The 25,328-nt window shown below is 38.4% G+C and carries 20 protein-coding genes and 1 other RNA gene; 10 read left to right on the top strand and 11 right to left on the bottom strand.

All coding sequences use genetic code 11. The features are described 5' to 3' along the window. Nucleotides 1–224: 224 nt before the first annotated feature. An RNA gene (gene ffs / locus AS4_RS12025) (signal recognition particle sRNA small type) lies at nucleotides 225–321 on the top strand. Between the two features lie 387 nt (nucleotides 322–708). Here ffs and AS4_RS12020 read toward each other — a convergent pair. The 4 genes from AS4_RS12020 to AS4_RS12005 form a co-directional block, all read right to left on the bottom strand. Then, on the bottom strand, nucleotides 709–1,335 hold the full coding sequence (locus AS4_RS12020) for a regulatory protein RecX (RefSeq protein ID WP_096734307.1): 627 nt from the start codon (nucleotides 1,333–1,335) through the stop codon (nucleotides 709–711). A gap of 617 nt (nucleotides 1,336–1,952) precedes the next feature. After that, nucleotides 1,953–2,996 carry a recombinase RecA gene (gene recA, locus AS4_RS12015; RefSeq protein WP_004719755.1) on the bottom strand — a complete coding sequence of 348 codons (1,044 nt, stop codon included), beginning with the start codon at nucleotides 2,994–2,996 and terminating at the stop codon, nucleotides 1,953–1,955. Nucleotides 2,997–3,156: 160 nt separating this feature from the next. Further along, the gene (locus AS4_RS12010; RefSeq protein WP_004719756.1) at nucleotides 3,157–3,597 is read right to left on the bottom strand and encodes an RNA-binding S4 domain-containing protein; all 441 of its coding nucleotides are present in this window, start codon (nucleotides 3,595–3,597) and stop codon (nucleotides 3,157–3,159) included. Continuing rightward, a complete protein-coding gene (locus tag AS4_RS12005; protein ID WP_096734306.1) occupies nucleotides 3,581–4,300 on the bottom strand; it encodes an HAD-IA family hydrolase in 720 nt (239 codons plus the stop codon). The genes AS4_RS12010 and AS4_RS12005 overlap by 17 nt, the downstream gene beginning before the upstream one ends. Before the next feature lie 288 nt (nucleotides 4,301–4,588). Between AS4_RS12005 and AS4_RS12000 the strand changes: the two genes are divergently transcribed. The 5 genes from AS4_RS12000 to AS4_RS11980 all read left to right on the top strand — a co-directional run bounded on the left by AS4_RS12000 (nucleotide 4,589) and on the right by AS4_RS11980 (nucleotide 11,650). Next, entirely contained in the window at nucleotides 4,589–5,914 is a 1,326-nt protein-coding gene (locus AS4_RS12000) for a DNA recombination protein RmuC (RefSeq protein WP_096734305.1), read from the top strand. Nucleotides 5,915–5,945: 31 nt separating this feature from the next. Then, nucleotides 5,946–6,173, top strand: coding sequence for a hypothetical protein (locus tag AS4_RS11995; RefSeq protein WP_096734304.1), 228 nt, complete (start codon nucleotides 5,946–5,948; stop codon nucleotides 6,171–6,173). Nucleotides 6,174–6,306: 133 nt separating this feature from the next. Continuing rightward, nucleotides 6,307–7,158, top strand: coding sequence for a 3'(2'),5'-bisphosphate nucleotidase CysQ family protein (locus AS4_RS11990; protein WP_096734303.1), 852 nt, complete (start codon nucleotides 6,307–6,309; stop codon nucleotides 7,156–7,158). A gap of 420 nt (nucleotides 7,159–7,578) precedes the next feature. Continuing rightward, a complete protein-coding gene (locus tag AS4_RS11985; protein WP_004719762.1) occupies nucleotides 7,579–8,307 on the top strand; it encodes a histidine phosphatase family protein in 729 nt (242 codons plus the stop codon). 466 nt (nucleotides 8,308–8,773) lie between these two features. After that, nucleotides 8,774–11,650: a M66 family metalloprotease gene (locus tag AS4_RS11980; RefSeq protein ID WP_096734302.1), complete on the top strand. Its 2,877-nt coding sequence runs from the start codon at nucleotides 8,774–8,776 to the stop codon at nucleotides 11,648–11,650. A 128-nt stretch (nucleotides 11,651–11,778) separates the two neighbouring features. Here the strand turns inward: AS4_RS11980 and AS4_RS11975 are convergent, their stop codons facing one another. The 4 genes from AS4_RS11975 to AS4_RS11960 all read right to left on the bottom strand — a co-directional run bounded on the left by AS4_RS11975 (nucleotide 11,779) and on the right by AS4_RS11960 (nucleotide 16,084). Then, nucleotides 11,779–12,303 carry a protein tyrosine phosphatase family protein gene (locus tag AS4_RS11975; RefSeq protein ID WP_096735523.1) on the bottom strand — a complete coding sequence of 175 codons (525 nt, stop codon included), beginning with the start codon at nucleotides 12,301–12,303 and terminating at the stop codon, nucleotides 11,779–11,781. A gap of 74 nt (nucleotides 12,304–12,377) precedes the next feature. Beyond that, complete coding sequence (locus AS4_RS11970; RefSeq protein WP_004719768.1) at nucleotides 12,378–13,469, bottom strand: 3-deoxy-7-phosphoheptulonate synthase; 1,092 nt, start codon at nucleotides 13,467–13,469, stop codon at nucleotides 12,378–12,380. Between the two features lie 143 nt (nucleotides 13,470–13,612). Beyond that, nucleotides 13,613–14,491, bottom strand: a complete 879-nt coding sequence (locus AS4_RS11965; protein ID WP_096734301.1) for a sulfite exporter TauE/SafE family protein — start codon at nucleotides 14,489–14,491, stop codon at nucleotides 13,613–13,615. Between the two features lie 696 nt (nucleotides 14,492–15,187). Then, on the bottom strand, nucleotides 15,188–16,084 hold the full coding sequence (locus tag AS4_RS11960) for a DUF4198 domain-containing protein (protein WP_096734300.1): 897 nt from the start codon (nucleotides 16,082–16,084) through the stop codon (nucleotides 15,188–15,190). A 101-nt stretch (nucleotides 16,085–16,185) separates the two neighbouring features. On the opposite strand from AS4_RS11960, the gene AS4_RS11955 reads away from it, so the two are divergent. The 3 genes from AS4_RS11955 to AS4_RS11945 are packed head-to-tail and all read left to right on the top strand — an operon-like array spanning nucleotide 16,186 to nucleotide 19,896. Further along, entirely contained in the window at nucleotides 16,186–17,742 is a 1,557-nt protein-coding gene (locus tag AS4_RS11955) for a DUF2271 domain-containing protein (protein WP_096734299.1), read from the top strand. 60 nt (nucleotides 17,743–17,802) lie between these two features. Continuing rightward, nucleotides 17,803–18,393 carry a PepSY-associated TM helix domain-containing protein gene (locus AS4_RS11950; RefSeq protein ID WP_004719778.1) on the top strand — a complete coding sequence of 197 codons (591 nt, stop codon included), beginning with the start codon at nucleotides 17,803–17,805 and terminating at the stop codon, nucleotides 18,391–18,393. Nucleotides 18,394–18,405: 12 nt separating this feature from the next. Next, complete coding sequence (locus AS4_RS11945) at nucleotides 18,406–19,896, top strand: sulfite reductase subunit alpha (protein ID WP_096734298.1); 1,491 nt, start codon at nucleotides 18,406–18,408, stop codon at nucleotides 19,894–19,896. A gap of 219 nt (nucleotides 19,897–20,115) precedes the next feature. Here the strand turns inward: AS4_RS11945 and AS4_RS11940 are convergent, their stop codons facing one another. Further along, entirely contained in the window at nucleotides 20,116–21,606 is a 1,491-nt protein-coding gene (locus AS4_RS11940; RefSeq protein ID WP_096734297.1) for an amidase, read from the bottom strand. A gap of 22 nt (nucleotides 21,607–21,628) precedes the next feature. Beyond that, entirely contained in the window at nucleotides 21,629–23,104 is a 1,476-nt protein-coding gene (locus AS4_RS11935) for a GGDEF domain-containing protein (protein ID WP_096734296.1), read from the bottom strand. Between the two features lie 253 nt (nucleotides 23,105–23,357). Here AS4_RS11935 and AS4_RS11930 point away from each other — a divergent pair, with 253 nt between their 5' ends. After that, nucleotides 23,358–23,846 carry a hypothetical protein gene (locus tag AS4_RS11930; protein ID WP_096734295.1) on the top strand — a complete coding sequence of 163 codons (489 nt, stop codon included), beginning with the start codon at nucleotides 23,358–23,360 and terminating at the stop codon, nucleotides 23,844–23,846. A gap of 115 nt (nucleotides 23,847–23,961) precedes the next feature. On the opposite strand, the gene accC is transcribed toward AS4_RS11930, so the two are convergent. Beyond that, complete coding sequence (gene accC, locus AS4_RS11925) at nucleotides 23,962–25,326, bottom strand: acetyl-CoA carboxylase biotin carboxylase subunit (RefSeq protein ID WP_004719789.1); 1,365 nt, start codon at nucleotides 25,324–25,326, stop codon at nucleotides 23,962–23,964. Nucleotides 25,327–25,328 lie beyond the last annotated feature (2 nt).

The following is a 25,328-nucleotide window of genomic DNA, read 5'->3' as shown; positions in this document are numbered from 1 at the left end:
AACACCTGCAATCTATGAAGTAGCACTGAGATAAAATTCAGTAAAATATTGACTGATGCTTGATAAGTTTAATGGACTATTGAAAAGAAAAGTTAGAATTGCTGTTAAAAATTAACCATATTGATGATGAAATAAGCAAACGAATGAATAACTTGAGAAAATCACAATGTTTGGCTTGAAAGAAAATAAAAAATCTCTATACTCTGTTCTTGCAATGGTAGCCCTGCTGGTGGTTTCGCAATTGTACTCTGAAAACCCCGCCAGGACCGGAAGGTAGCAACGGTATCAGAAATACGATGTGCCGAGATTTTGCTAGTAGGGCTGCCACCAGATTTCTAAATCTACCAATAATAATAACTTAATATACCCATTCGATTTATATCCTACATTTTAAAACCATCTCTGCTTTTTAATTCCTGAAAATTTTTATATTCTCAATCTTTAGAGCAGCTGATTTAATTCAATCATCATTTTTTAGTCGTGACTAAAGATCTATGACCCTTATTGAGCTTTAATATTGAAAATACGCGTATAGTTTTACAGATGAATGAAATGATAGTTTGTACAGTGCTAAAAGATATTGGATCTGCTTAGAATTTATAAGAAATCAAAAGTGAGAAGGGAATTCTATCAATAGATTTTCAGCCTAAGATTCTCAACCTAGCGTTTAATGAAAAGTTGATCTTGAATTGTATCGACTGACCATCATCAATCATCATTTGGTTTTTTTGAAATTGCTTTCATAATCGCATCCATTTCAAAACCACGATATTGTAAAAAGCGAATTTGTTTGGCTTTAATTTTTGGATCTTTGCTGACCTCTGTACCATATTTTTTAACTTTCAATTGATAGGCTTGTTCATACCAATCAATTTCTGCAATATCCTCTTGTACTAAGGCTCTATCCAGTTGTTTGGCGCGTAAAGCCAGTTTGATTCGATTCGGGCCTTTACCTCTACGGACTTGACTACGCACAGTCATTTCTGCCACACGTTGGTCACTTTGGTAGTTATTCGCTGATAACTCATCAACCAAAGTTAAAACCTCCTCTCGGCTCTGCGCATAGGTCATCAGCTTTTCAATTAGATCAGCTTTGGAATACTCTTTTCGAGTCAACACCGCAAAAGCATAAGAACGCAAACGTGTACCGGTTAAGCCCTGTGGTTTGGGTGCAAGATCCTGTTCCGCATTAAAGGCGTGTTCATCATTTGCAATGTCAGACTCAGGTTCTGCAGGTTGAGATGTAGAATGCTGATACGCTGTTGTTTCTTGTTCACCAAATTGCTGTTTGAGTTTTTGGTAATCTAACAATTTGGGAAATTTTGCTTGGCTCATAGCTATTGATAACAATCTATTTATTTCAGAGATAAACACTAGTTTAGCTTTAATTCATTTTTTTAACAGTGCAAATCCTATACGGATGAATTTTCCTCCGCCTAAATATCAAAGAATCTAAACCAGTATAAGAGGGGAAGATAAGTAGATATCAGGGTTTAGATTTGTTATTTAAAGCGCTTCATGTCGAAGCTTAATAACGCCTAAACTGGTTTACCGATACTATCCGTTTCTATTTGATCAATGATTCGAATTGATTTAGGGCAAGGGTAGCGAGAGGGATTTTTAAGTCATTCGCTATGTCGTAATGGTGCAACTGATGGACAAGTCTATACATGAGCAATTGATAAAACCCCTTCATTAATTTCGATTCAAATGTTACGAAATTGTTTTCTCAAACTCATCTTTGATAGGTCCTTTTTTAAATCATAGATCAACATAAAATTCCCCTCATCCTAGCCTTCTCCCGAGGGGAGAAGGGACTTTTAATATCAATAGGATTGATTCGAAATGGTCATATTTTGGTTGATCAAATAAGATCTATTAGCGTTTATGATGCGGTATAAAAACAAAAAGCACCATATGAGGTGCTTTTTGTGGAGCTTTAAATATGTGGATTACACATCTAAAAAGTCAGGCTCTTCTTCTTTCTCTTCTGCTGGTGCGGCATTGGCAGTAGTCAAAAGCTTTTCACGAATCATACGATCAAGTTCTTGAGCCAATTGAGGGTTTTCCTCTAAATGGCGAATGACATTGTTTTTACCTTGACCGATTTTGTCGCCTTGATATGAGTACCAAGCACCTGCTTTTTGTACAAGTTCTTGTCCAACAGCAAGATCAACCAATTCACCTAAGTGGTTTACACCTTTACCATACATAATTTGGAAAAGTGCTTCACGGAAAGGAGGTGCCATTTTGTTTTTCACAACTTTAACTTTGGTTTCAGAACCTACAATTTCATCGCCTTCTTTAACTTGTCCAATACGACGAATATCTAAACGTACAGAAGCATAGAACTTCAATGCGTTACCACCAGTTGTGGTTTCAGGGCTACCAAACATCACCCCAATTTTCATACGAATCTGGTTAATGAAGATAACCATACAGTTTGAGCGCTTGGCATTACCTGTGATTTTACGTAAAGCTTGGCTCATCAAACGTGCTTGTAGACCCATGTGAGAGTCACCCATTTCGCCTTCAATTTCGGCTTTAGGGGTTAACGCTGCTACAGAATCGACAACGATCATATCGACTGCACCTGAACGAACCAACATATCTGCGATTTCAAGTGCTTGCTCACCATTATCTGGCTGTGAAACTAAAAGGTTGTCTATATCTACCCCAAGTTTACGTGCATATTGTGGATCTAAAGCATGTTCCGCATCAATAAAGGCACATGTTCCACCTGCTTTTTGGCATTGTGCAATGGCTTGTAGCGTCATTGTCGTTTTACCAGAAGATTCAGGACCGTAAATTTCAACGATACGACCTTTTGGTAAGCCCCCAATACCCAATGCAATATCAAGTGTTAAAGAGCCTGTAGAGACCGCTTCAACCGCTTGAACAGTGTTATCACCTAAGCGCATCACTGTGTTTTTACCAAATTGTTTCTCAATTTGGCTCAGTGCCGCATTCAGTGCCTTGCTTTTGTTATCATCCATCTCGTAAACCTCAAACGATGTAATATCACTAATATCTTAAGTGGATGTCATTAAATTTGATCTTTCGTCCACGGCAGTAATAGTGACAGAAAATAAAAAATGGTTCTATATTAAAAAAACATTAGTACGACATAAGATGTCGTACCCAACCTAAACGAATTCAGTCATCATCATAGGACCAAGATTGGTCAAATTGTTGATCATTTTCTTGTTTAAATTTGCTAATTTGTCGTCGATCTTTTTTACTTGGTCGATGATCAGGGCGCGCTAGATTATGCAATTTTCTTTGGGATGAAATCAACTCTCTACGTGCCACACTCACCTCAGTTTCTTCATAAAGCTGTTGGGCAATCGGTGCGCCGCCACGAACAACGGAGAGTGCTTTAATCACTACCGTTTTACGATCAAAACCTTGTTGTATGGTGAGCTCCATTCCAACACGAATCTCTTTTGAGACTTTAACACGTTCATTATTATGATGAACTTTACCACCCTCGATTGCATCTTTGGCAATAGAGCGTGTTTTAAAAAAACGTGCAGCCCAAAGCCATTTGTCTACACGCATTGTTTCAAGTTGTTGTTTCTCAGGCTGTTTTGACATCGACATCCTTATGTTCTAAATCTGTTGACTGTAAATTTGCTAACGCTACGTTTTTCAGTAATGGTAAAAGCTCAGTTAAATGATTAATTGCAGGGTATTGCAATTCTAAGTGATGACGCGCAGCACGACCACTGGAAGGTTGGGTAATCGTGATTAAGTGCGCTATACCAAACTTTTCAGCACCTTTTAATACAGGAATGGTGTCATCCACAAAACATGCATTTTGTGGATCAAATGGATGCTTTTGCTGCAGGATTTGCCAAAACTCAATAAACTCTTTGGAATAGCCAATTTCTTCACTACTGATCATTACTTCAAAATAAGGGCTGAGATCAACATTTTCAAGTTTAAGTTTTAAGCCAGCACAATCTGCATTGGTCAGTAACCAACAACGATAACCTTGTGCTTTTAATTGTTTTAATAATTCAAAACAGCCCGTTCTTGGGGTGATTTTATCTTTAAAATCATATTGTAACTGTAGGACATCAACCCCAACTTTTTCAGACCAGTATTTTGAAGAATACCAGCAGAGGGTATGATTATGTTGTTGATAAAATGCATTTAGAATGTTTTGACTGTGCTCTAAACTACATTGATGGGTTTCTGCATGCCGTTCAGGGAGTTTTGTGTTCCAGATCAGATCATCAAAAGCTAAATCAAGGAGTGTGCCGTCCATGTCAAAAAAGATGATCGGTTTTTGCATTCAAGGAACTCCAAAGTTTTTTAAAGTTTAACAAAGTTCATCTGAAATTGTAAAACGAGTTCATTTTAATAAATTACAGATAAATTTTTGAAAAATAAAAGGCGATTGAATTTCATATTGCACAATAATGAGGCAAAAGATATCCTATCTTTAATAAAAAGGGGATATAAATGAATAGATTATTATGGGTTGCTATACGATTTAGCCCAACGACCATATATTTAGCTTTAGATTCTATAGGTATGAAAATTACAACAAACTTTATGCATTACTGGGACTACTAAGACAATGGAAAATGTACAAATAATTATACTCGTTGCCATAATCATCGTTGCAATTTTACAAATATTGCTCTTATTAAAAAAATCAGGGAAATTCAATACAGATGATATTTTAACCCCGATGAGTCAATCTTTTGAGCGTATTGAGCGATTCACAAGCAATGAATTGGGGAAAAGCAGGGAAGAATCTAGCCAGCAATCAAGATTTAATCGCGAGGAGCTTGGAGGTACAGTTAAAGCAGAATTATTAACTTATGCACAAACAATGCGAGAAAGTCTAAAACAGATTTCTGATGAGCAAACAAAGCATTTAAATGCCTTTGTAGAGCAAATTAACAGTCTAAATCGATCTCAAACACAACAAGCAGAATTACTTAGAAATAAGATTGAAGAAAAGTTAATTAACTTACAAAAAGACAATTCTGAGCAACTAGAGAAAATGCGTCAAACTGTCGATGAAAAACTCCAAGGTACGCTTGAAAAAAGATTATCCGAATCCTTTAAGTTGATTAGTGAACGCTTAGAATCAGTTCATAAAGGACTTGGCGAAATGCAAGTTTTAGCCAGCGGTGTTGGCGACCTTAAAAAAGTTTTAACAAATGTTAAGACTCGAGGTACTTGGGGAGAAGTTCAATTAGGTGCCATGTTGGAACAAGTACTCACAATTGATCAGTATGAAGCGAATGTGTCAACGAAAGGTAATGCTGAGCGTGTTGAATATGCTGTCAAGATTCCAAGTAAGAATAGTGATCAAGAGATAGTATGGTTACCTATTGATGCCAAATTCCCTATGGAATCATATAGCCGTTTAATTGAAGCGCAAGATAATGCAGATGCAGTTGGGGTTGAATCAGCTTTAAAAGAATTGGAATTACGTATAAAGCAAAGTGCCAATGACATCAGTAGAAAATATATTTCACCACCATCTACAACTGATTTTGCAATTTTATATTTACCAACTGAAGGTCTATTTGCTGAAGTGACCAAACGTTCGAATCTTGTTGATATTGTTCAGCGTGATTATCGAGTGGTATTTGCAGGCCCTACCACATTATGGTCGATATTAAATAGTTTACAAATGGGATTCCGAACCTTAGCAATAGAAAAGCGTTCAAGTGAAGTATGGAACACATTGGCTGCTGTTAAAACGGAATGGTTTAAATATGGTGAGGCATTAGATAAGGTTAAAAAGAAACTTGAAGAAGCTTCAAATAGTATTGATCAGGCACAAGTCAGAACAAGAGCAGTTGGACGTAAGTTAAAAGAGGTTCAAGAGTTGCCAAGTTCTCAGGCGGATAATATTCTTGATTTAGAAGACACACTTCCTCAATAAATCATTCATACGTATATTTGGAAATTATGAAATGGCAACAAAAATAGCCCAACAAATGATGATGTGTAAATCTTGCGGGAGACAAACATTACATCAAAAAAATACCAAAGAGATGAGTTGGCTAATGCATTTGGTATTAACCGTTTTTACGGGTGGTTTGTGGTTAATTATTTGGATTATTATTTTATTGTGGCATATGATCGCAAAACCTGCTTCTGCTGTTGCAAATCGATGGATTTGTTCACAGTGTGGTAAATAAAAAGCACCTTTAGATGCTTTTTATCACCCCAAACTCAGGATATTTATTAATTAAAAGCTATTGTTTTCATGCACTCAACATAAAAAAATGGTAGGCTTGTGGACAAAAATCAGACATCCTACAGGTCGGATCAATGTTTATTACCACTCAAGCACCACAAGATGAACAAATTTTAAAATTAGTTCCAGTTTTGGCATCTGCAAGTCAGATCTTGCTCGAGGAATACCAAAATTATTGTGCTGGAAATGCGTTTAATATTGATAAAAAGGATGATCAATCACCTGTTACCCAAGCTGACTTAAAAGTAAATGCCTATCTAATTGAACAGTTAGCGAAAATCACCCCTGAAATTCCAGTGCTATCAGAAGAGAGTGATTATTCTCAACGACATACATGGAATATCTGCTGGATGCTGGATCCTTTGGATGGAACCAAAGAATTTATTCATGAACGTGATGAATTTACGATTAATTTAAGTCTAATTCACAACCACCAAACCATATTTTCAATCATTGCTGTACCGACAGAGCAAGTGATGTATTTGGGATATTTAACAGAATTGCCTTATAAATATTGCTTTATTCATCGTACTTGGGAACGTTATTGCAAGTTTAAAGCTGTAGAGGAAGATGCAATTCAAATTGGGCTAAGCCATAGCAGTAAAAACCCAAAGTATCAGCAATATATTGATTATATTGAACAAGAGTCGCCTGTCATTAGACGCGAGGCGGGCAGTGCCTATAAGTTTTGTATGATGCTTGAAGGCGAAATTGATATTTATCCAAGATTCCATCCTACCTCTGAGTGGGATACCAGTGCAGGACAAGGATTATTGGAAAGTATTGGTGGCGGATTACTGAGTTTAGCTGCGGTACCATTTACCTATAATCAACGTGATACCGTGTTAAATGATGGTTTTATCGCATTTCGGAATGTCGAAAATAAAGAAGTTGCTTTAGAAGCATTAAGCAATGTGAGCTTTTAATCTGATATAGATATGCATTTTATAGATAATTTAACACTTTTATATTAGGGTCTGTTGACAATTCGTCTATGTTTGCGACTACGTGTGTTTTTTAGGCGATACTAGGCGTGAAATACGAAATTTAGTCATTCTAAATGAGTAGTTCGTAACGACGTAGCGGCAAAAAACACGCTAGTCCCCCGCTGCGCCTTGCGCTGCAAACAAAGCAGTGCTTTGTTCTTGCTCAGGGTTGTGGCTAAAATTATCTCAGCCTTCGTTATGAAACTCGAAAATAGTCTCGCTATTCTCTTCGTTTCATGCCTTGCCTGCTCAATTTTAACCTACAACGCAAGCCATTTATGAAATGTTAACAGACCCTAGATTGAGCGCTTGGCTGCATATGTTATAGTAAGCTTGTATAAAAATGAGTTTTAAGTTGATATGGCCTTAGATTTATTGCCGAACAGTATGCTAAAAGCAATAGATTTATTGCCCGATGCGAAAACACCTGTAACCTTGTTCACGCGCCATTCAATTCGTGAGGTTGTAAATGGGCAGGGGCTGGCAGGTTATGATCTGCAATTGACTTCCCAAGGTCGTGATTTAGCCCAAGCTTGGGGCTGTTATTTGATTGAAAATACGGATCGTGTGATCCAACACTGTATTTCAAGCCCCATTCAGCGTTGTGTCGATACCGCGGCTTTGATGATTCAAGGCGCTGACGGAATTTCTCCTTATCCCAATACCCATCATATTGAAATTGTAGAAAAGGGCTTATTGGTTGAGCCGGGAAGCTTTGTGCTGGATATTAAACAGGCTGCTCCTTATTTTAGAGCACAAGGTGCTTTAGGTTTTATCAATAGTTTTGTAAATAATGCCTTACCTGGTATGAAACATCCGATTACGGGTGTGGTGGATGTGCTTGAATTAATCTATGAAACACATCCTACGCTAAACAACGGTATTAGTTTGGCTGTGAGCCACGATACGATTCTTGCTGCGATTATTGCGGTGATTTCAAAACGTACTGAAATCAGTCAAAGTGACTGGCCAGAGATGATGGAAGGCCTATTTGTTTGGTTTGAAGGCGAGCGTTTTGCAGATAGTCATTTAAAATGGATTTGGCGAGGCGAACGTGGTGAATTGTCGATACGTGAGTTTCAGCAATAGTTCCTTTTTAAATTAAAAATAATTATGTTGAGCGAATCATATTGATATTGAAAGCTCCTTCTCCCTTTGTGTAGGCGATGCCTGATCTTGTGCTACTAAATCTGTATCCCCGCATACCCACACACAATGGGCGACATTCATGTCGCCACGCGATAGCAACACGCTGTATGGTTAAACTCAATTTATTTGAGTAATTAAAAACTCCCTCCTTAGAAAAAGGTGAGAAGTATTAACTTCACAAGGGAGAGGATTTAAAACCCTAGTATCGATAAATAACAACCTAAAACTCAATAAATCCATAAAAGTAAAATTTAGGGCAATACGCCATTTTTATATTTTTAAAATAAAAATCACATGATTATAATCAATGTGATATATTTAAATAATTGAAATATATAATTATTTTAATTTAATCTCAGAAACTAAGGATAGAGATAAGTCGTTATAAATATGGGGAAGATATGTGATGCAATTACGGTTTAAATATTTAACAATTTGTACGCTTTCAGCAATGCTTATCGCATGTGGGGGTGGTAGTGATAGCCATTCTACAAATGATCAGCCATCGAATATACCGCAAAACCCTGGCGATGGTACAAATGAGTTACCTGGAGATGGTACACCAGAAACCCCAGACAACGGTTCAGGGGGGTCAAATGGCGGTACGACTTTACCTCCAGAGAATGGTTCGGGCGGTTCAAACGGTGGTACGACTTTACCTCCAGAGAATGGTTCGGGCGGTTCAAATGGTGGTACAGGCACAACACCACCTGTAGTAGAAAAATATCCAGAACCAGTTAAAAATAAAATCTCAAGCAGTGTATTAGGCTTTTATGATTTTAATGCACAGGGTGGAAATCGCTTATTGCGCAATGATTTAAATGGTGACTTTGCTGCAATGCTACAGTTTGCCCAAAGCCATGTGGTAAATCCGAAGAATAATGAACAGGATAAAATGCCACGCTTAACCACGCAAAAGGATGCATTGTTATTGGTTACACCTTTGCTTGCGATGGGAGATATTGATAAATTACAAGCGGAAATCTATCAAGGTAACCAACTGATACGTACTGTAAACCTAAAAGAGCCTTCACGTCTTGCTGCTTCCGATCAATCTAATCAGGATGATCGAGCGCGGGTGATGTATTCTAAACAGGCGTGGTCAGTAGCGTTAAAGTGGGATGAGGTACGTTCAGGATTATCCATCCGTATTATCGATCCTGTAAACAATCGCAGTGGTTCTTTAGCTGCGACAGATATTGATTTTGCCGCACCAGGCGAGTTGGTGGTGCAAAGTATTCGTTTAGGTTTATTGACTGATGCACCTAAATCCAATGGTCACTATATGCTGTTGGAACCTGAAAAAGCAGGAACCGATTATTTCCAAACCATCCCTGCTGCAAAAATGATTGTCAGCAAATATGATGACATGAAGCTTAATCGGGTCATGGTTGCAAGTGGTGTCATTTACGATTCTGTCAGTGCAACCAATGGTGGTGTCTATGATGGAGATATGCGTGAAAACACCGCTAAATCGACATTTAGTGTTGGAATTAACTTAGCGAACTGGGGTGTCACCAGTTCATCGATGCAAAGCCAAGAGCAACCACAAGTGACTCAAAGTGTGGTGATTCATCATGCCAGAGGTAAATATGCCAATGGTGAGTCCAATCACGGCTTAAGTGGTGGAAATGGTATTTTGACATTGATCGATTCGGTGGGGAATGAATTTAGCCATGAAATCGGGCATCACTATGGTTTAGGGCATTATCCAGGTTCAGTGGAAACAAGTGGAAGTCCCACAAATTATTTCTGGTCTGCACACCATGCGGACAGCGGTTGGGGATACATTGCATTTCGAAATAAAATGCGTGGCAATTTAAATTGGGGCAATACCAATTTAGGGGATGGCAGTAGTGGTGTACCAAACTTCCAAAATCTCTATGCCTACGGTTGGGATGCCATGAGTGGCGGATCCAGCGCCAGCTCGATTTCCAAATATACCCACTATACCGGTTATAGTATGTGGTTAAAAATTCAACCTGCTTTTGATAAATACGTGTGGGATCCAAACTCTACGACAGGTTATAAAAAATGGAATACCGCAACACGCGAAATGGTAGATGCACAACCCAAAACGCCAAACTCAGGCAATGTTTGGTATAACAGTGCCGATGGTAACTTTTTAAAACCACGTTTGTTTAGTGTGCCTGTTTATACGATTTTAGGTGGCTATGATCCAGTTAATCAGGTGGGGATTATTTATCCTGCGGCACGAGGCAATTGGGGCAATGTCTTTAATCTACCTCAAGCCAACACGGCTGGCACAGCTGCAAGTTGTTGGTTAAATGTGCAGTATGCCAACAAAGTAGAAAATATTGCACTTGCTCCACAACGAGTAAACGCAGGGAGCAATGCCAATAAGTTCCATATCAACCTTGCGCAAAGTGATACGCCTCAAAATGTTGATCTTTACTGCCAAAAAGCAGGCCAGCAAGCAGTGAAATTGTCGAATATCAATATTCCAGTCACGACACAAGCAATGGCACCTTTTGTTTCTATTGGTAAAGAAGCAGAGTATTCGGCCTTAAGAACACTTGAAATGCCACAACTCGAACAAGCTTTGCTGAATAATAAAGGTAAAGAAGTGGTCAGCCTAGATGCGGATTCACGCTTATTATTTGACTCTTATCGTCAATTTAAAACTGAATTGTCAGCGGACGCGCAAACAGAAATGGTCCGTTATACCCAACAGCAAATTAAACTTTACCGTTTAAATCGTTGGATCAATGCATATCGAACTGATCTTGAAAGTGGCAATGTTGAAGCAATTGAGGCATTTAATCAGTTTGTGGCAAAGTTGGAATTAAGCAATGATTTCAATTTAAACCATGTTTCCAGCATTAAAAACGGGACAAATTGTCTAAAAGTTGAAACACTGACTAATGGCAAATTGAATGCCTATATCAGTGGTAAGAGTGGCTGTACGGGTGATGACACTGAACAGTGGATCTATGATGCAATGGGTAAAATCCACAGCAAAAAATATATGGATCAGTGTTTAGCCAATCAGGGTGGGGTGATTAATCTAAGCTCATGTAACCATGATGCAGCAAGCCAAGTGTGGGCGATGAATGCCACACTGCAACGTATTGAGCAAGGTTCAAAATGTTTTGATTTGGAATATGGCTATTTAAGCAATAACCGAGCCCGTTTGATTAGTTATAATTGCGGTACTGGTGGGAATCAAAAATGGACAAATCTTACTGCCAATAACAGTTTGATTTTGGCTGCAAGCCGTGCTGAAAATTTAGCTTTGATCAAGCAGCTTCTTATCAAGTAACCATTGATCAAGTAAGCAAATAAAACATTAAGTTATCACCATAAAATAAGCGCCATAAGGCGCTTATTTTTGTTCATGTTGATGATTTTACTTAAATACATCAATGACTGAACTGTTGTTATACTGGTTTAAGAAAACTGATCCGCATTCATCAAGGAGTGTTGTAAATCTTCAGTGGATTTACGCCCTTGCAGTTGTAAGGCAACAGCATGTATTAAACCGGTCCAAGTTTCATTGGGTTCCCAAATTTGATGCATCAACTCTTGTGCGGTTGGCATATCGATATCCATATAATATTGGCGATATAAATACATCAAACAACTCACCCGCATATTTTTTGCACAATGTACCCAAACGATTTTTTCCTGTACCAAATGCGCGATCAAATCTAACACAAATAAGCATTGATCATCTGCTGGTGTATCCCAATGGATTGGAATTTGAATGTAGTTGAGTCCAAACTCAGCACAGATTTTATCTTCATGTTCAAGGTGTAAGCTGGCATCTGTAAATGCCAGATTGATGATTGTATCTACGCCATATTCTTTAATCTGTTTCAGTTGTTCAGCACTCGGCTGACCTGAAGTCAGTAAATGTTCGTGGACAAACTGGAAGTTTGCGATTTGACAGAGTTCTTGTTCAAGTTCGTTCATAGCATTCTTACAGAAAATGTTTAATAACATCATAAACAAAAACGCCATCTATGTAGATGGCGTTTTTATATTAATTAACGATTTGGTAAAATTTCTTTTAAAGCTGCATCCATTTCCAGAAGCGCTTTTTCAGTGGTTTCCCAATCAATACAACCATCAGTCACCGATTTACCATATTCTAAATCAGCCAGATTTTCAGGAATATCTTGGCGTCCACCTTTGATATGGCTTTCAACCATAATGCCGACAATAGATTTATTGCCATCTAAGATCTGTTCAGTGATATTTTTCAACACAAGTGGTTGTAAATACGGATCTTTATTTGAGTTGGCATGACTGGTATCAATCATGATTTTATTGCTGACTTTGGCTTTTGCTAACGCATTTTCCGCTTCAGCAACAGAACCAGCATCATAGTTTGGCTTACCATTACCACCACGTAATACAACGTGTGCATAAGGGTTACCACTGGTACGAATCACTGAAACTTGGCCTTCGTTATTTAAACCCAAGAAACTATGACCATGTTTAACAGACTGCATCGCATTGGTTGCAACGGTTAAACCACCATCTGTACCATTTTTAAAGCCTACAGGTGACGAAAGACCAGAAGACATTTCACGATGCGTTTGGCTTTCTGTTGTACGAGCACCAATCGCAGACCATGAAATAAGATCTTGGTAATATTGTGGTGAGTTCGGATCAAGTGCTTCAGTTGCACAAGGTAAACCTTTGTCGTTTAACTCAAGCAATAGTTTGCGACCTAAACGTAGACCTTTTTCAATATTAAAAGAATCATTCATATCTGGATCGTTGATCAAACCTTTCCAACCAACGGTTGTACGAGGTTTTTCAAAATAAACACGCATGATGATATATAAAGTATCTTTTACTTTTTCACTTAATACTTTTAAACGATTTGCATAATCATGTGCTGCAACAGGGTCATGAATAGAACAAGGGCCAATCACAACAAATAGACGTTTATCTTTACCATCTAAAATATTACGAACAGTTTCCCGACCATGAAGTACAGTTTGGTAGGCATTTTCATTTAATGGTAATTCAGCTTTAAGTTCCGCTGGGGTTACCAGCGTTTGAATGCTTTGGACATTCACGTCATCAATATCTGATTGAGTAATTGGATTTGAATTTAATGTATTCATTGCCGTCACTGGGTATTAGAAACATACAGAAAGTATTTTTAGTGGTCAGAATATAACACGAATTGGCCGAAGTTTTGTCATAAATAAATCATTAAAACTTTACGGTCAATTCATAATTATTAGTTATCAATAAAAGCTTAATTTTAAACCTGTGGTTGTTGGACGGATGGTGCTACCATTGCAGCCTGTGGTTTTTCTACAGGTTTGGATTTCACTGGGTTTAAGATAAAGTTAATACCCAAGGCAAATAGGGTGATCCCCAAAACCTTGCGAATCATTTTTTCTGGCATTTTAGAACTGATTAAAGTTCCCACCACAATTGCAGGAATTGAGCCCACCAGCAACCATCCAAGCAGATGAAAATCTACATTGCCAGATGTCATATGCGCAAAACCAGCAACAGAGGTTAACAAAACAGCATGTACCACATCTGAACCAATGATACGAATCATCGGTAAATTGGGAAACATGAGGATCAGCGCCATGATACCAAATGCGCCAGCACCTACAGAAGAAAGGGTCACGAATACACCCAGTACAATCCCCATAATCACAACATAAGTGCGTTTGCCTTCAATGTTGAAATTATTGGCCTCATGAAAATCTTGCTTTTCTGCACGAAATTTAGCAAAGAATTTTTCAATTCTAGAACGGAACACGATCGACAAGCCTGTTATGGTCAGCATAAAGCCTAACACCATGGTTAAAATGGCTTTGTAGTGGGTTGAACTGCTGAGGTAATTGTCTAAAACCCAATGGGTGATAAATGAAGCAGGGACACTGCCCAAGGCTAACCAGAGAACAATCGGCCAAACGATATTCAGTTTTTTAGCATGAACCATTGAGCCACAAAACTTAGAAATAGCCGCATAGAGTAGGTCTGTTCCAATTGCGATGTGTGGTTCTATTCGAAATAAACTAATCAGGATGGGTGTCATAAGAGAACCACCGCCTACACCAGTAATACCTACACAGAAGCCGACTAAAACGCCAGCTAGAATAAACTCAACAGGACCAAACATGACTTATATTGCCAGATATCAAAAAACAGGCATATCTTATGACTTTTTTGTATAAGTGGTTGTCTTGATTGTTGATTTGCTTATGCAAAAAAATGCTAAAGTCTTTTAACTTTAGCGTAGTCTAGGTTTGTATATCTATCTAATTGATTATTATTCTAAATTTTGATTCGGTCATCTTTGATGGATTGAAAAAAGATCATTTGAATTGAATCATATTCGTATTGAAAGTTGCTTCTCCCACTGGGAGAAGGCTAGGATGAGGGGGGTATGTCGATTTATGCTTTTAAAAAGACTTGTGAAAGAAAGCTAATAAATATGCTAATTATTTGGCTTTTCTTACGAAAGTAAACTTTATAACTTGGAACTTATACTTTTCCATAGAAATGAATATGTATGATTGAAAAGCTTACAATGCCACACTTTACAATTGAAGTTTAAATAGGTTTGCGTAGGCGATGCCTCACTTTTCAGAGATGAAAAGATGACAAAAATCTTTAGTTTGGCGAGGGGTACGTCCTGTACCCCCGCCCAACGGCGACATCCATGTCGCCACGCGATAGAACAACCATGTATAATTCGTCAATATAAAAACAACTCATTGCATATCCAGTCCAAAATATGGATGGGTGTTTAATGCTCATTTTTTTACTAACTTTCGCAAGATCTATTAAATAAAAATTAATATGCTCATAGAATTTATTCAGCAACCTCAACGGTTAGACCATAAGTAAAAATTTCACTTTCTGGCTTTTTGCTATTGTCAGGATTAGCCTCTGGATAAGAAGTCGTAATCAAATAAATTCCAGGTTTTTCAAATTTAACTTCCACTTCACCTTTTGCATTGGTTTTTACATGTGGTTGTTCACGTTGTGCACTGGTTTCATAACTACTGGCGCCTTTAAACACATCAATCTCAAGGTTTGGTACAGCTTTGCCATTGAGTAAAATCTGCGCTTTTAATGATTCACCAGCAAATAATTCATTTGGATGGGTTAAAAACTTAACTTCAAATCCTTTGTTGCTGACTGCTGGGATTGGACTTGGTTTGCCTTTAGTAACAAAGCTTTCAGCAATAATATTGTTTTTAACTTCTAAGATTTGTGCATTTGCAGGGACTTGATCTGCTGAAACTGAACGTGGCGGTTGTGGTGGTGTTACTGGTTTTTTTTCAGCATCGGCTTTTGGTTGTTCTGGTTTAGGCGCTTGCATATTTGCATTTTGCTGACGTACAGGGCGGATACGTAACCATCGACCATCTATAAGGGCATATTTACTACTATTCCCTAAAGCATTATCTGTACGGATACGGTAAGTCCCTTCGCTTGGAAGATCAAACTCAGCAACATTAAAGCGTTTTAATTCAGCGGCAGGGTTTATTTTTATTTGCTGACCTTTAGGATCTGTAAGGAGATAGCTGGTTTTAAAGTTAATGCTGGGAACAAAAAATTTTTCAAGGGTCAGTGAACTCTGGAAGCTTACATTTTGGGATGCGCTAGTATCAAAAACTTCAGGGAGAATAAAAGGGCTGATGGTATGTGCAGAACCAACTACGGGTAATGCAGATAGCAAGGCAATTTTGAGCCATTGATTCATTTTAAGCGTCCTGTAAACTTAAGTTAAAATATTTTACATAATGTACTTGATAACAAGTATCATTATCAATATTATTTTAACAAAATTCAGAGACTATCCGTATGTCCTCATCAAGCAGACGTTCACCCTCAACTCGTGCCGTATTTCGTCTTTCGCCTCTGGTCATGGCATTAGCACTGATATCTCCACTGCATAGTTATGCAGAAACAGTGCAGGTTTCTGCTACAAGCAATAACCATGTTGAATTGGAAAGTCATCATTTCCATCGTGATCATGTTTTGGGTACATCTTTAGATGTGGTGATTACTGGAACTTCGCAACAAGAAGCTGCACGTGCAACAGCTGCAATCGAAAAAGAAATTTCTGATTTGAATCAAGTGTTATCAACTTGGCAAAATGACAGTGAAATTTCGCAACTCAACCAACAAAAGCATCTCACAGCATCTTCGGATTTGTATCAAGTCATCGCTGCATGTGAAGCTTGGCGTGGTAAAACCTGTGGCGCATTTGATGCGCGTTTAGGCAATTTGATTGCAATGTGGCAACAGGCCAATGGCGTGCTTGAAATTGATCAAAGTACACGTGATCAATTACTTTCGCAGTTGCAAGACAACAGTGTTCGCTTGGATGAAAAAACAAAAAGTGTGCAAATGGATAGCTCAGTTACTTTTGCACCAGATGGCTATGCAAAAGGCTATATTATTGATCGAGCTTTAATTGCAGCACGTCAAGCGGTCCCTAATTTAAAAGGTATTTTACTGGATATCGGTGGTGACATGCGCGTTTGGGGAACCTCACCCAATCAAGCGGGTTGGAATGTTGGTGTACAAGATGCCTTTAATCACTATGACAATCTAGCACCAAGCCAAGTTTTAAACTTAAAAGACCAAGCGGTCGCATTCAGTGGTCAGGGTTATCGTAGTCTGGCGGGGCAATCTCATCTTTTAGATCCACAAACCGGTTTGCCAATCCAACATGTTGAGCAATGTGTAGTTGTTGGAAAATGTGCTGCGGATGCAGATGCTTTAGCAACAGCCTTAACTGTGATGAAGCCAGCAGAAGGCATGCAACTGATAGAATCTTTGCTCGGTTATGAAGCTCAACTGACACTATCAACGGGTGAAACGCATCAAAGCACAGGTTGGAATGCGTTGGTTCAACTGCCACAGCAAGCAGATTTTCATAATGTTGCAGCAAATGCTTCAGCAAAATGGCCCGCAGGTTATCAAGCGGTGATCGATTTGGTTATTCCCAAATTGGTTGTGGAAAATTATCGCGCACCTTATATCTCGATCTGGGTGACCGACAGTGATAAAAAATTAGTGCGGACACTTGCAGCTTGGGGCAAAGACCCGAAATGGATTAATTCAAACTATGTATGGTGGCGCCGTTATGGTCGTCAAATAACGAACTTGGATGCAGTTGCTAAACCGTCACGCCAACCGGGTAATTATAAACTGGCTTGGGATGGTAAAGATGACAATGGTAAAACTGTAGATGCAGGACAGTATCAAATACATGTTGAAGCTTCACGTGAGCATGGTGATCATTCTTATCAAACCTTTAACTTGGACGTAAAAGCAAAAGCTTCCTCTCAAAATTTACCTGCACAAAAGGAAATCGGTGTCGTCAAACTGAATTTCCAGAAAGTGAATTAATTTACTGACTATGCCTGTTCGGATAAGCGTTTTGATAAAAGTTTTGATGAGAATTTAATTGTGTATCAACGTCGAGATTTTTACCGCCATGCACGTTATGTGCATGGTTGGTTATCAGCTTTTGCTTTTATTGTCTTAATCTTTTTTGCTGTTACGGGATTAATTTTAAACCACCCTGAATGGTTTACCCCTGCAACAGATGAAAATACTGAAACGATTACTTTACCTGAAAATGTCCTGACTCAAATTAAAGGCCAAGAGAATCCAAGCACTCAAATCGTAGATTATCTACGACAACATCATGCAGTCATTGGTCGTTATAAGAGTGGTGAAGTCATGGACAATGAAGTCATGATTCATTTGGCAAGCCCAGCAGGTTCAACAGATATTTGGGTCACTTTAGACAATGGTCAAGCTGAAATTACGCTTAAACCAGCCTCTACCGTTTCATTGATCAGTGATTTGCACCGTGGAAAAAATGCGGGTAAAGCATGGACTTGGCTGATTGATATCAGTGCAATCATCATTACGATCTTATCATTGGCAGGCTATATCCTATTTTTAAGTATTAAGACTCGCTTAAAAACACATCTTTTCTTGACGGTATTCAGCTTAGCGCTATTGATGCTTCTGGTTTGGACAGTGGTATAAAAGGTTAGAACAATGACACATGCTGTACTGACTGTACTTATATTTTTAGCAATCTTGTTTATATTTCATGGCATTTTTCTGTTGTTTTTATTGAGACCTCAATCAAAACGCAATTTAGCTCAAAATGCAGATGAATATTTAATTGTATATGCAAGTCAGTCAGGGCAGACAGAAAGTTTTGCTTTGCAAACAGCCCAGCAATTATCTGCTTCAGGTTATGTGGTTCAGTGTTTAAGTATTGAACAGGTGAATGCCGCTTTATTTAAACGTAGCTTAAAGATTCTATGGATCGTTAGTACTTATGGCGAGGGGGATGCACCAGATTCAGCACGCTCGTTTGTGAAAAATGTAATGACAAAGTCATTGGGTTTAAATGACGTTGAATATGCAGTGTTGGCTTTTGGTGATTCGCATTATGCAAATTTCTGTAAATTTGGTAAGCAATTGGATATATGGTTAACTGAAAACCATGCACAGGCTTTATTTCCGATGATTTGTGTTGATCAACTTAAACCTACAGGTCTGACGGAATGGCAAACTCAACTTGACCTAGTTTTGCCGCAATTTTCCTTTCAACCTGTTCAATTGACACAACATCCATTTCATTCCGTGGTTTTATCTGAACGCCATTTGTTAAATCAAGGCAGTTTAGGGCATCCAATGTATCACCTTGTGTTTACCCAAGTTGAAGCATTATGCTGGAAATCTGGTGATATTCTTGAAATTCAATGTGCCAACACAGATTCACAAATCAAGGCATTTTTAGCTCATTTTAATCTTCAAAACTCCAGTGTGTTTCAGGCTAATCATCCAATAGAATTATTGCGGTTTAAGAATTTACGTTCATTTGATGCCATGCAACATTCAACGGCATTTGAGCAATGGCTGGCACAGGCAGAAGACTTACCGATTCGTGAATATTCGATTGCCAGTATTGCATCGCAAAATCAGATTGAGTTGGTGGTCAGACGAGAAGTTCATCAAACAGGTTTAGGGCTGGGTTCGGGCTATCTTACCCATGCGCTGGCTTTAGGTGAGCAAATTTCTTGTCGAGTTCGTTCAAATCCTGCATTTTATCTGGTTCAAAATGATCAACCTATTATTCTGATTGGAAATGGTTCTGGGATAGCAGGCTTGATGTCACATATTCGGCAACGCGCAGAATGGTCTTTTCAGCAAAACTGGTTAATTTATGGCGAACGTCAGTACCAAGTTGACCTTGGCTTTGCAGATCAATTGAATCTATGGCAACAACAGTCTGTACTGCCGCAAATTGATTATGCGTTTTCACGTGATACAGATAATCAGAAATATGTACAAGATTGTGTATTGGAGAAATCAGCACAACTTAAACAATGGATTGAGCAAGGTGCATCAATTTACATTTGTGGTAGTTTAAAAGGCATGGCACAAGGGGTTGAAACAGTATTGATCGATATTTTAGGTGAAAATCAGTTTGAGCAGTTGATTGAACAAAAACGTTATTTACGTGATGTATATTGATTGCGTGATGTTTCTCATTTCTATATAGATGATTAAAGTAGCGAATTAAGAATAGCCTTACGAAAGCAAACTTTATAACTTATGAAAATTATACTCTTCTATAGAAATAAATATGTATGATTGAAAAGTTTGCAATGCCACACTATTCTCAAAACTATTCTCAAATAAATATTCACACCAGTATCAGATGTCTAATGTGAATATTCATGCAGATAAAATTTATATCGTAATGCCTTTATATTTAGCTGCCCAAGGTTGCGCTTGTTCCAATTGTGCTGCCAGTTGTAATAACACATCCTCACGTCCAAAAGGTGCAATAAATTGTGAACCTAAGGGCAGATTATCTTTATTCCAATATAAAGGTACTGACATGGCAGGTAAGCCCGTGATATTGGCCAATTGGGTAAATGGAACCCATTGCAAATTATTTTTAATCATTTGCTCAACCAGCTTACCTTTTGCCAGTAAGTGGGCTTGATCGACTTTGAGCAAGGCTTTTAAAATCGGAACCTGCCAAGATGGTGTTTTTACCTCACCATTTTTAGGTGCAACTGAGGCTGTAGACGGAATCAGAAATAAGTCATAACGCTCAAAGAAATGGTTCATTTTTGCAACATAAACACCCCAGTTATTGAGGTTGTTAATATAGTCCACAGCAGAAGCTTTGGCACCAAATGCTGCAATTGCCAAAGTATCTAATTCAAAATCCTGATCTGTTGCACCAAATCGCTGTTTGACTTGATTGACTGTATAAGCGCATTGACTAAACCATGTGGTAATAAAGTCTTTGGCAAGCGCCATACCGTCAATCTGAGGGGTTGCTTCTTCAACAATATGTCCTAAAGATTCTAAAAGTTTGGCGGTTTTTTGAATGGCTTGTACTGCATCTTTTGAAACTTTGGTTCCAATCGGGGAAACAGTCGAAAAACCAATTCGCAAACGTTTTGGGGCTTTTTCAATGATGTCCAAATAGCGTTCAGTCGGGCTTTGGATATTGAAAAGCGCAGTGCGATCTGAACCTTGAGTGGCATCTAACATGGCTGCACTGTCACGGACTGATTTGCATAATACATGTTGCATCGCAGCCCCATGCATTGCTTCACTGATTTCAGGTCCCCAAGGTGTACGTCCACGACTTGGCTTTAAACCAAATAGGCCACAATACGAGGCTGGAATCCGAATAGAACCGCCTCCATCACTTGCACCTGCAATTGGTACGATACCCGCTGCCACGCCAGAAGCAGAACCTCCAGAAGAACCACCACTATTGTGTTTTAAATTCCACGGATTTTTGCAACTGCCCCAAGCCTCAGGTTCAGTGATACCTTTAATGCCAAACTCTGGCGAATTGGTTAAACCAAAAGTAACCACGCCCGATTTTACCCAGCGATTGACGATTTCTGAGTTTTCTTTAGCAATATATTTAGCATTTTTAAATGCTTTAGAACCAAATGAAGTTGCGACACCTGCATATTCTTGGTGTAGATCTTTGAGCAAAAACGGTACACCTGAAAAGGGACCAGTTGCATAGTTTTGGGTATTTTTTAATGCCTGTTCATAAATCGGAATAACGATCGCATTAATTTTAGGATTTACCTGTTCAGCACGTTGAATTGCGATTTCTAATAATTCATGTGCTTGTACTTCTTTGTTTTGAACAAGCTGTGCTAAACCGATACCATCATATTGAATATATTCTGAAAATTTCATAGCTTTCCCTTGCTGTTTTGAGTTATTGGGCAAATATCTTTTGGTTTTGTTCGATCGTGGTTTCTAAACAAAGTTGATTTCTACCTTTTTCCTTGGCTAAATACAAAGCATCATCAGCCCGTTTGATCAGCTGCTGAAAAGGTATGCAATAGGGTAAAGTCTGATAACTTAAGCCAATACTGACGCTGATATTTAAGCTCCGCTGATCATCTAAATGAATCGGGGTATTGAAAACGCTATTACAAATTCTTTGTGCAATGGCAACACTTTGTTCTAAAGATAGATCTTTTAATAATATAGCAAACTCTTCGCCACCTAAGCGACCAAATAGATCATTCGTGCGAATTTGTGCTTTGACTTGATGGGTAAACTCTTGCAAAACATAATCGCCAATCACATGGCCATATTGATCATTAATTTTTTTAAAATGATCTAAATCTAAAACCAAAATCGTGACACTGTGTGCTTGTTGCTTTTCAACATCCTCAGCAATGGTACGTTCACTTTCTTCATAGAAATAACGACGATTGAGTGTGGTGGTGAGACCATCATGATTGGCTAAATATAAGATTTGGTGATAAAGCTTTTGGCGATTTAAACTGATAATAGCAAGGGTTAAAGGCCCTAAAGCCAACATCATTAAACCGATGCGTACAGACAGTGTGGTGCCCAAATAGGCATCTGGAGACTGAGCAATATAATATGCAGTCAATGCATTATAGAGCAGCATACATACTATACAGTTAATGATAGAGACAAAGAATAGGTTATAGCTTAGTGCAGCCCAGACCAATGCTGCAATGGGGAACATGATTGCACCTGGACCCAGAAAAAAATGAGTCAGAATGACGGATAAAATCACGCCCAATAGTGGAAGAAATTTTTCGTATTGAAAAGGCTGTTGTTTAAATTGTTGGATATGGCTTTGAATGGTTTTTTTATCTGGGATTGCCAATATAATCGGTAAAAAGGCAATGACATTGAGGATTTCACCTGTCCACCACATACCAAAATCAATCCAGATTCTATCCATAACCATAAAGGTATTTGGTAAATAAGGGACTGTTAAACTTGCGACGATTGGCGAAGCTAAACAACCGCCAAAGGCACTGATTGCAAATAAGTATAAAAATGTTAGGCCTCTATTATATTGTTTATAATCCAGTTTAAAAAAACGAATCAGTGCTAATGTGACCAAGACATGAGATAGATTGGCCAAAGTCAGAAAGAAGGTGATTAAAAAAGAGTTGCCTGTAAGCAGATCTGCAAGCATAAAGGCGATAAATGCGCCAACCCATCCCCCTATATTTTTTAAGCGATGAAACCTTAAAAAAAGTCCAAGTAAAACAGCATTTGCGGGCCAAAAAATGGCAAGAAAGGATAAGGGTCTACCAAATATTCCAGCCAAAGCGCAGACAAAAATAATCATTGCAATAATAAAAAATGCAGAGATGTTGTCTTTAAGCGTTTGACTTAAATATGCGATAGCTCGAGGCAATTTTCTAACCTATTCTAAAGAGGGATTAATCTCTAAGCCAATATTCTATCTGGCTCTGCTCAGGTATTAATAAGTAATCATATCTATTTATATCGATAAATCAATAGTTTTAGTTACCTTAATTCGGGCTCGTCACAAAAATTTTTTTGCCTAGACTAAACAAGAAAGATTGTTCATATATCGTTAATTTTACATGTTTTATTCTAAATCTATGCTAATTTATGTCTGATGAAATATTACATACAGACTTGGTATGAAAAAAACAGCACTTATAATTTCTTTATTGCTTAGCCTTTCACCTTTTGCGAGAGCTGAAACAGTTCAACCTCAAACAACCAATCCTACGACTGTGGCTGCAACCAATACTACAAGCACAATTCGTATAAATACTCGCCCTGAAATTTTAGGCTTATGGGGCATGGAAATTCCAGAAAATAAGAAATGTACAGAATATTATAATTTCCGCGGCTCCAATGAAGTGGTGGTGAATAGTGCCAAAGAGTGGTCAATCGGTCTGTTTGATTATCAGCCTTCACCCGATAATACGCTGGAAAAGCCACCCGCATTAATCATGCAAATTCGCTATGAAAATAATGAAACAGATTGTTCGGGGCGTAAAGAAGATCAGTCGGGTGAAGTGACCCAATATTTTGTGAAGTGGATTAATAAGAACACCTTGAATTTTTGTATTTCTGACAAAGGCGATCAATGCTTTGCGACTTTACGCAGAGTCTTGCCTTAAGTTGATTTAAAGCATCAATGCTTGGCTAAATAATCAAGCATTTGCTTTAAAATAAAAAACCTCTGATTTTTCAGAGGTTTTTTATTGGACTTTTTACTGGATTAGAGGATGCAGATTAAGCATCTTTTTCATGTCCTTGAACTTGTTTTAACAAGTGTTTTTCAAGGTAGTGAATATCCATTGCTTGTGAACAGAAGTTTTTGTCTTCAAGGATCAGATCTTTATGTAATGGAATATTGGTTTTAATTCCAGTCAAGATCATCTCATCCAAGGCTTGTTTCATACGGGCAATCGCAGTTTCACGATCTTTACCATAAGAAATCAACTTTGCGATCATTGAGTCATAATACGGAGGAATGCTATATCCTTGATAGATATGAGAATCTAAACGGATACCTGCACCGCCTGGCGCATAGAATGATTCAATTTTACCTGGTGATGGTAAGAAGGTCGACGGATCTTCTGCATTGATACGGCATTCAATCGCATGACCTTCGATTTTAATATCTTCTTGTTGAAGATTTAAACCTAGACCCGCAGCGATACGTAATTGCTGTTCAATAATATCTACACCAGTCACTTGTTCAGTCACTGGATGCTCAACTTGAACACGGGTATTCATCTCGATAAAGAAGAATTCACCATCTTCAAATAAGAACTCAAAAGTACCAGCACCACGATATTGCATCAACTTACATGCATTGACACAGGCTTCAAGAATATGCGCACGCGCTTCTTCTGGTAAACCTGGTGCAGGTGCTTCTTCAAGCACTTTTTGATGGCGACGTTGTAAAGAGCAGTCACGGTCATATAAATGAATCGCTTGACCATTACCATCTGCTAAAACTTGTACTTCAACATGACGTGGTTTTTGCAGGAAACGTTCCATATAAACCGTATCATCACCGAACCACATTTCAGCATCACGTTGTGCAGCTTGAACCGATTCAAGTAATGTATCGACACGTTCAACAATACGCATTCCGCGACCACCACCGCCTGAAGCAGCTTTTACAATCAGCGGGAAACCAATTTCTTTGGCTTCAGCCAACGCATTGTTGGGTGTCACTGCATGTGCTGAACCAGGAACTGTTGGTACACCTGCTTTACGCATCGCCGTAATTGCAGAAACTTTATTTCCCATTAGACGAATATGTTCAGGACGCGGTCCAATGAAAATAAAGCCTGAGTTTTCTACAATTTCTGCAAATTCAGCATTTTCAGATAAGAAACCATAACCGGGATGGATGGCATCTGCGCCTGTAATTTCTGCTGCGGTAATAATGGCAGGAATGTTTAAATAGCTTTCGCTACTCGCACCTGGACCTATACATACTGCTTCATCACAAAAACGTAAATGCATCAAATCTTTATCAGCATCTGAATAGATACCGACAGTTTTGATTCCTAAAGTTTTGCAAGCTCGAGTGATGCGTAACGCAATCTCACCTCGGTTTGCAATTAAAACTTTTTGCAACATAT

It is taken from the genome of Acinetobacter guillouiae (assembly GCF_002370525.2).
Lineage (GTDB): Bacteria > Pseudomonadota > Gammaproteobacteria > Pseudomonadales > Moraxellaceae > Acinetobacter > Acinetobacter guillouiae.
This window is presented reverse-complemented; position numbering and strand designations above follow the sequence as displayed.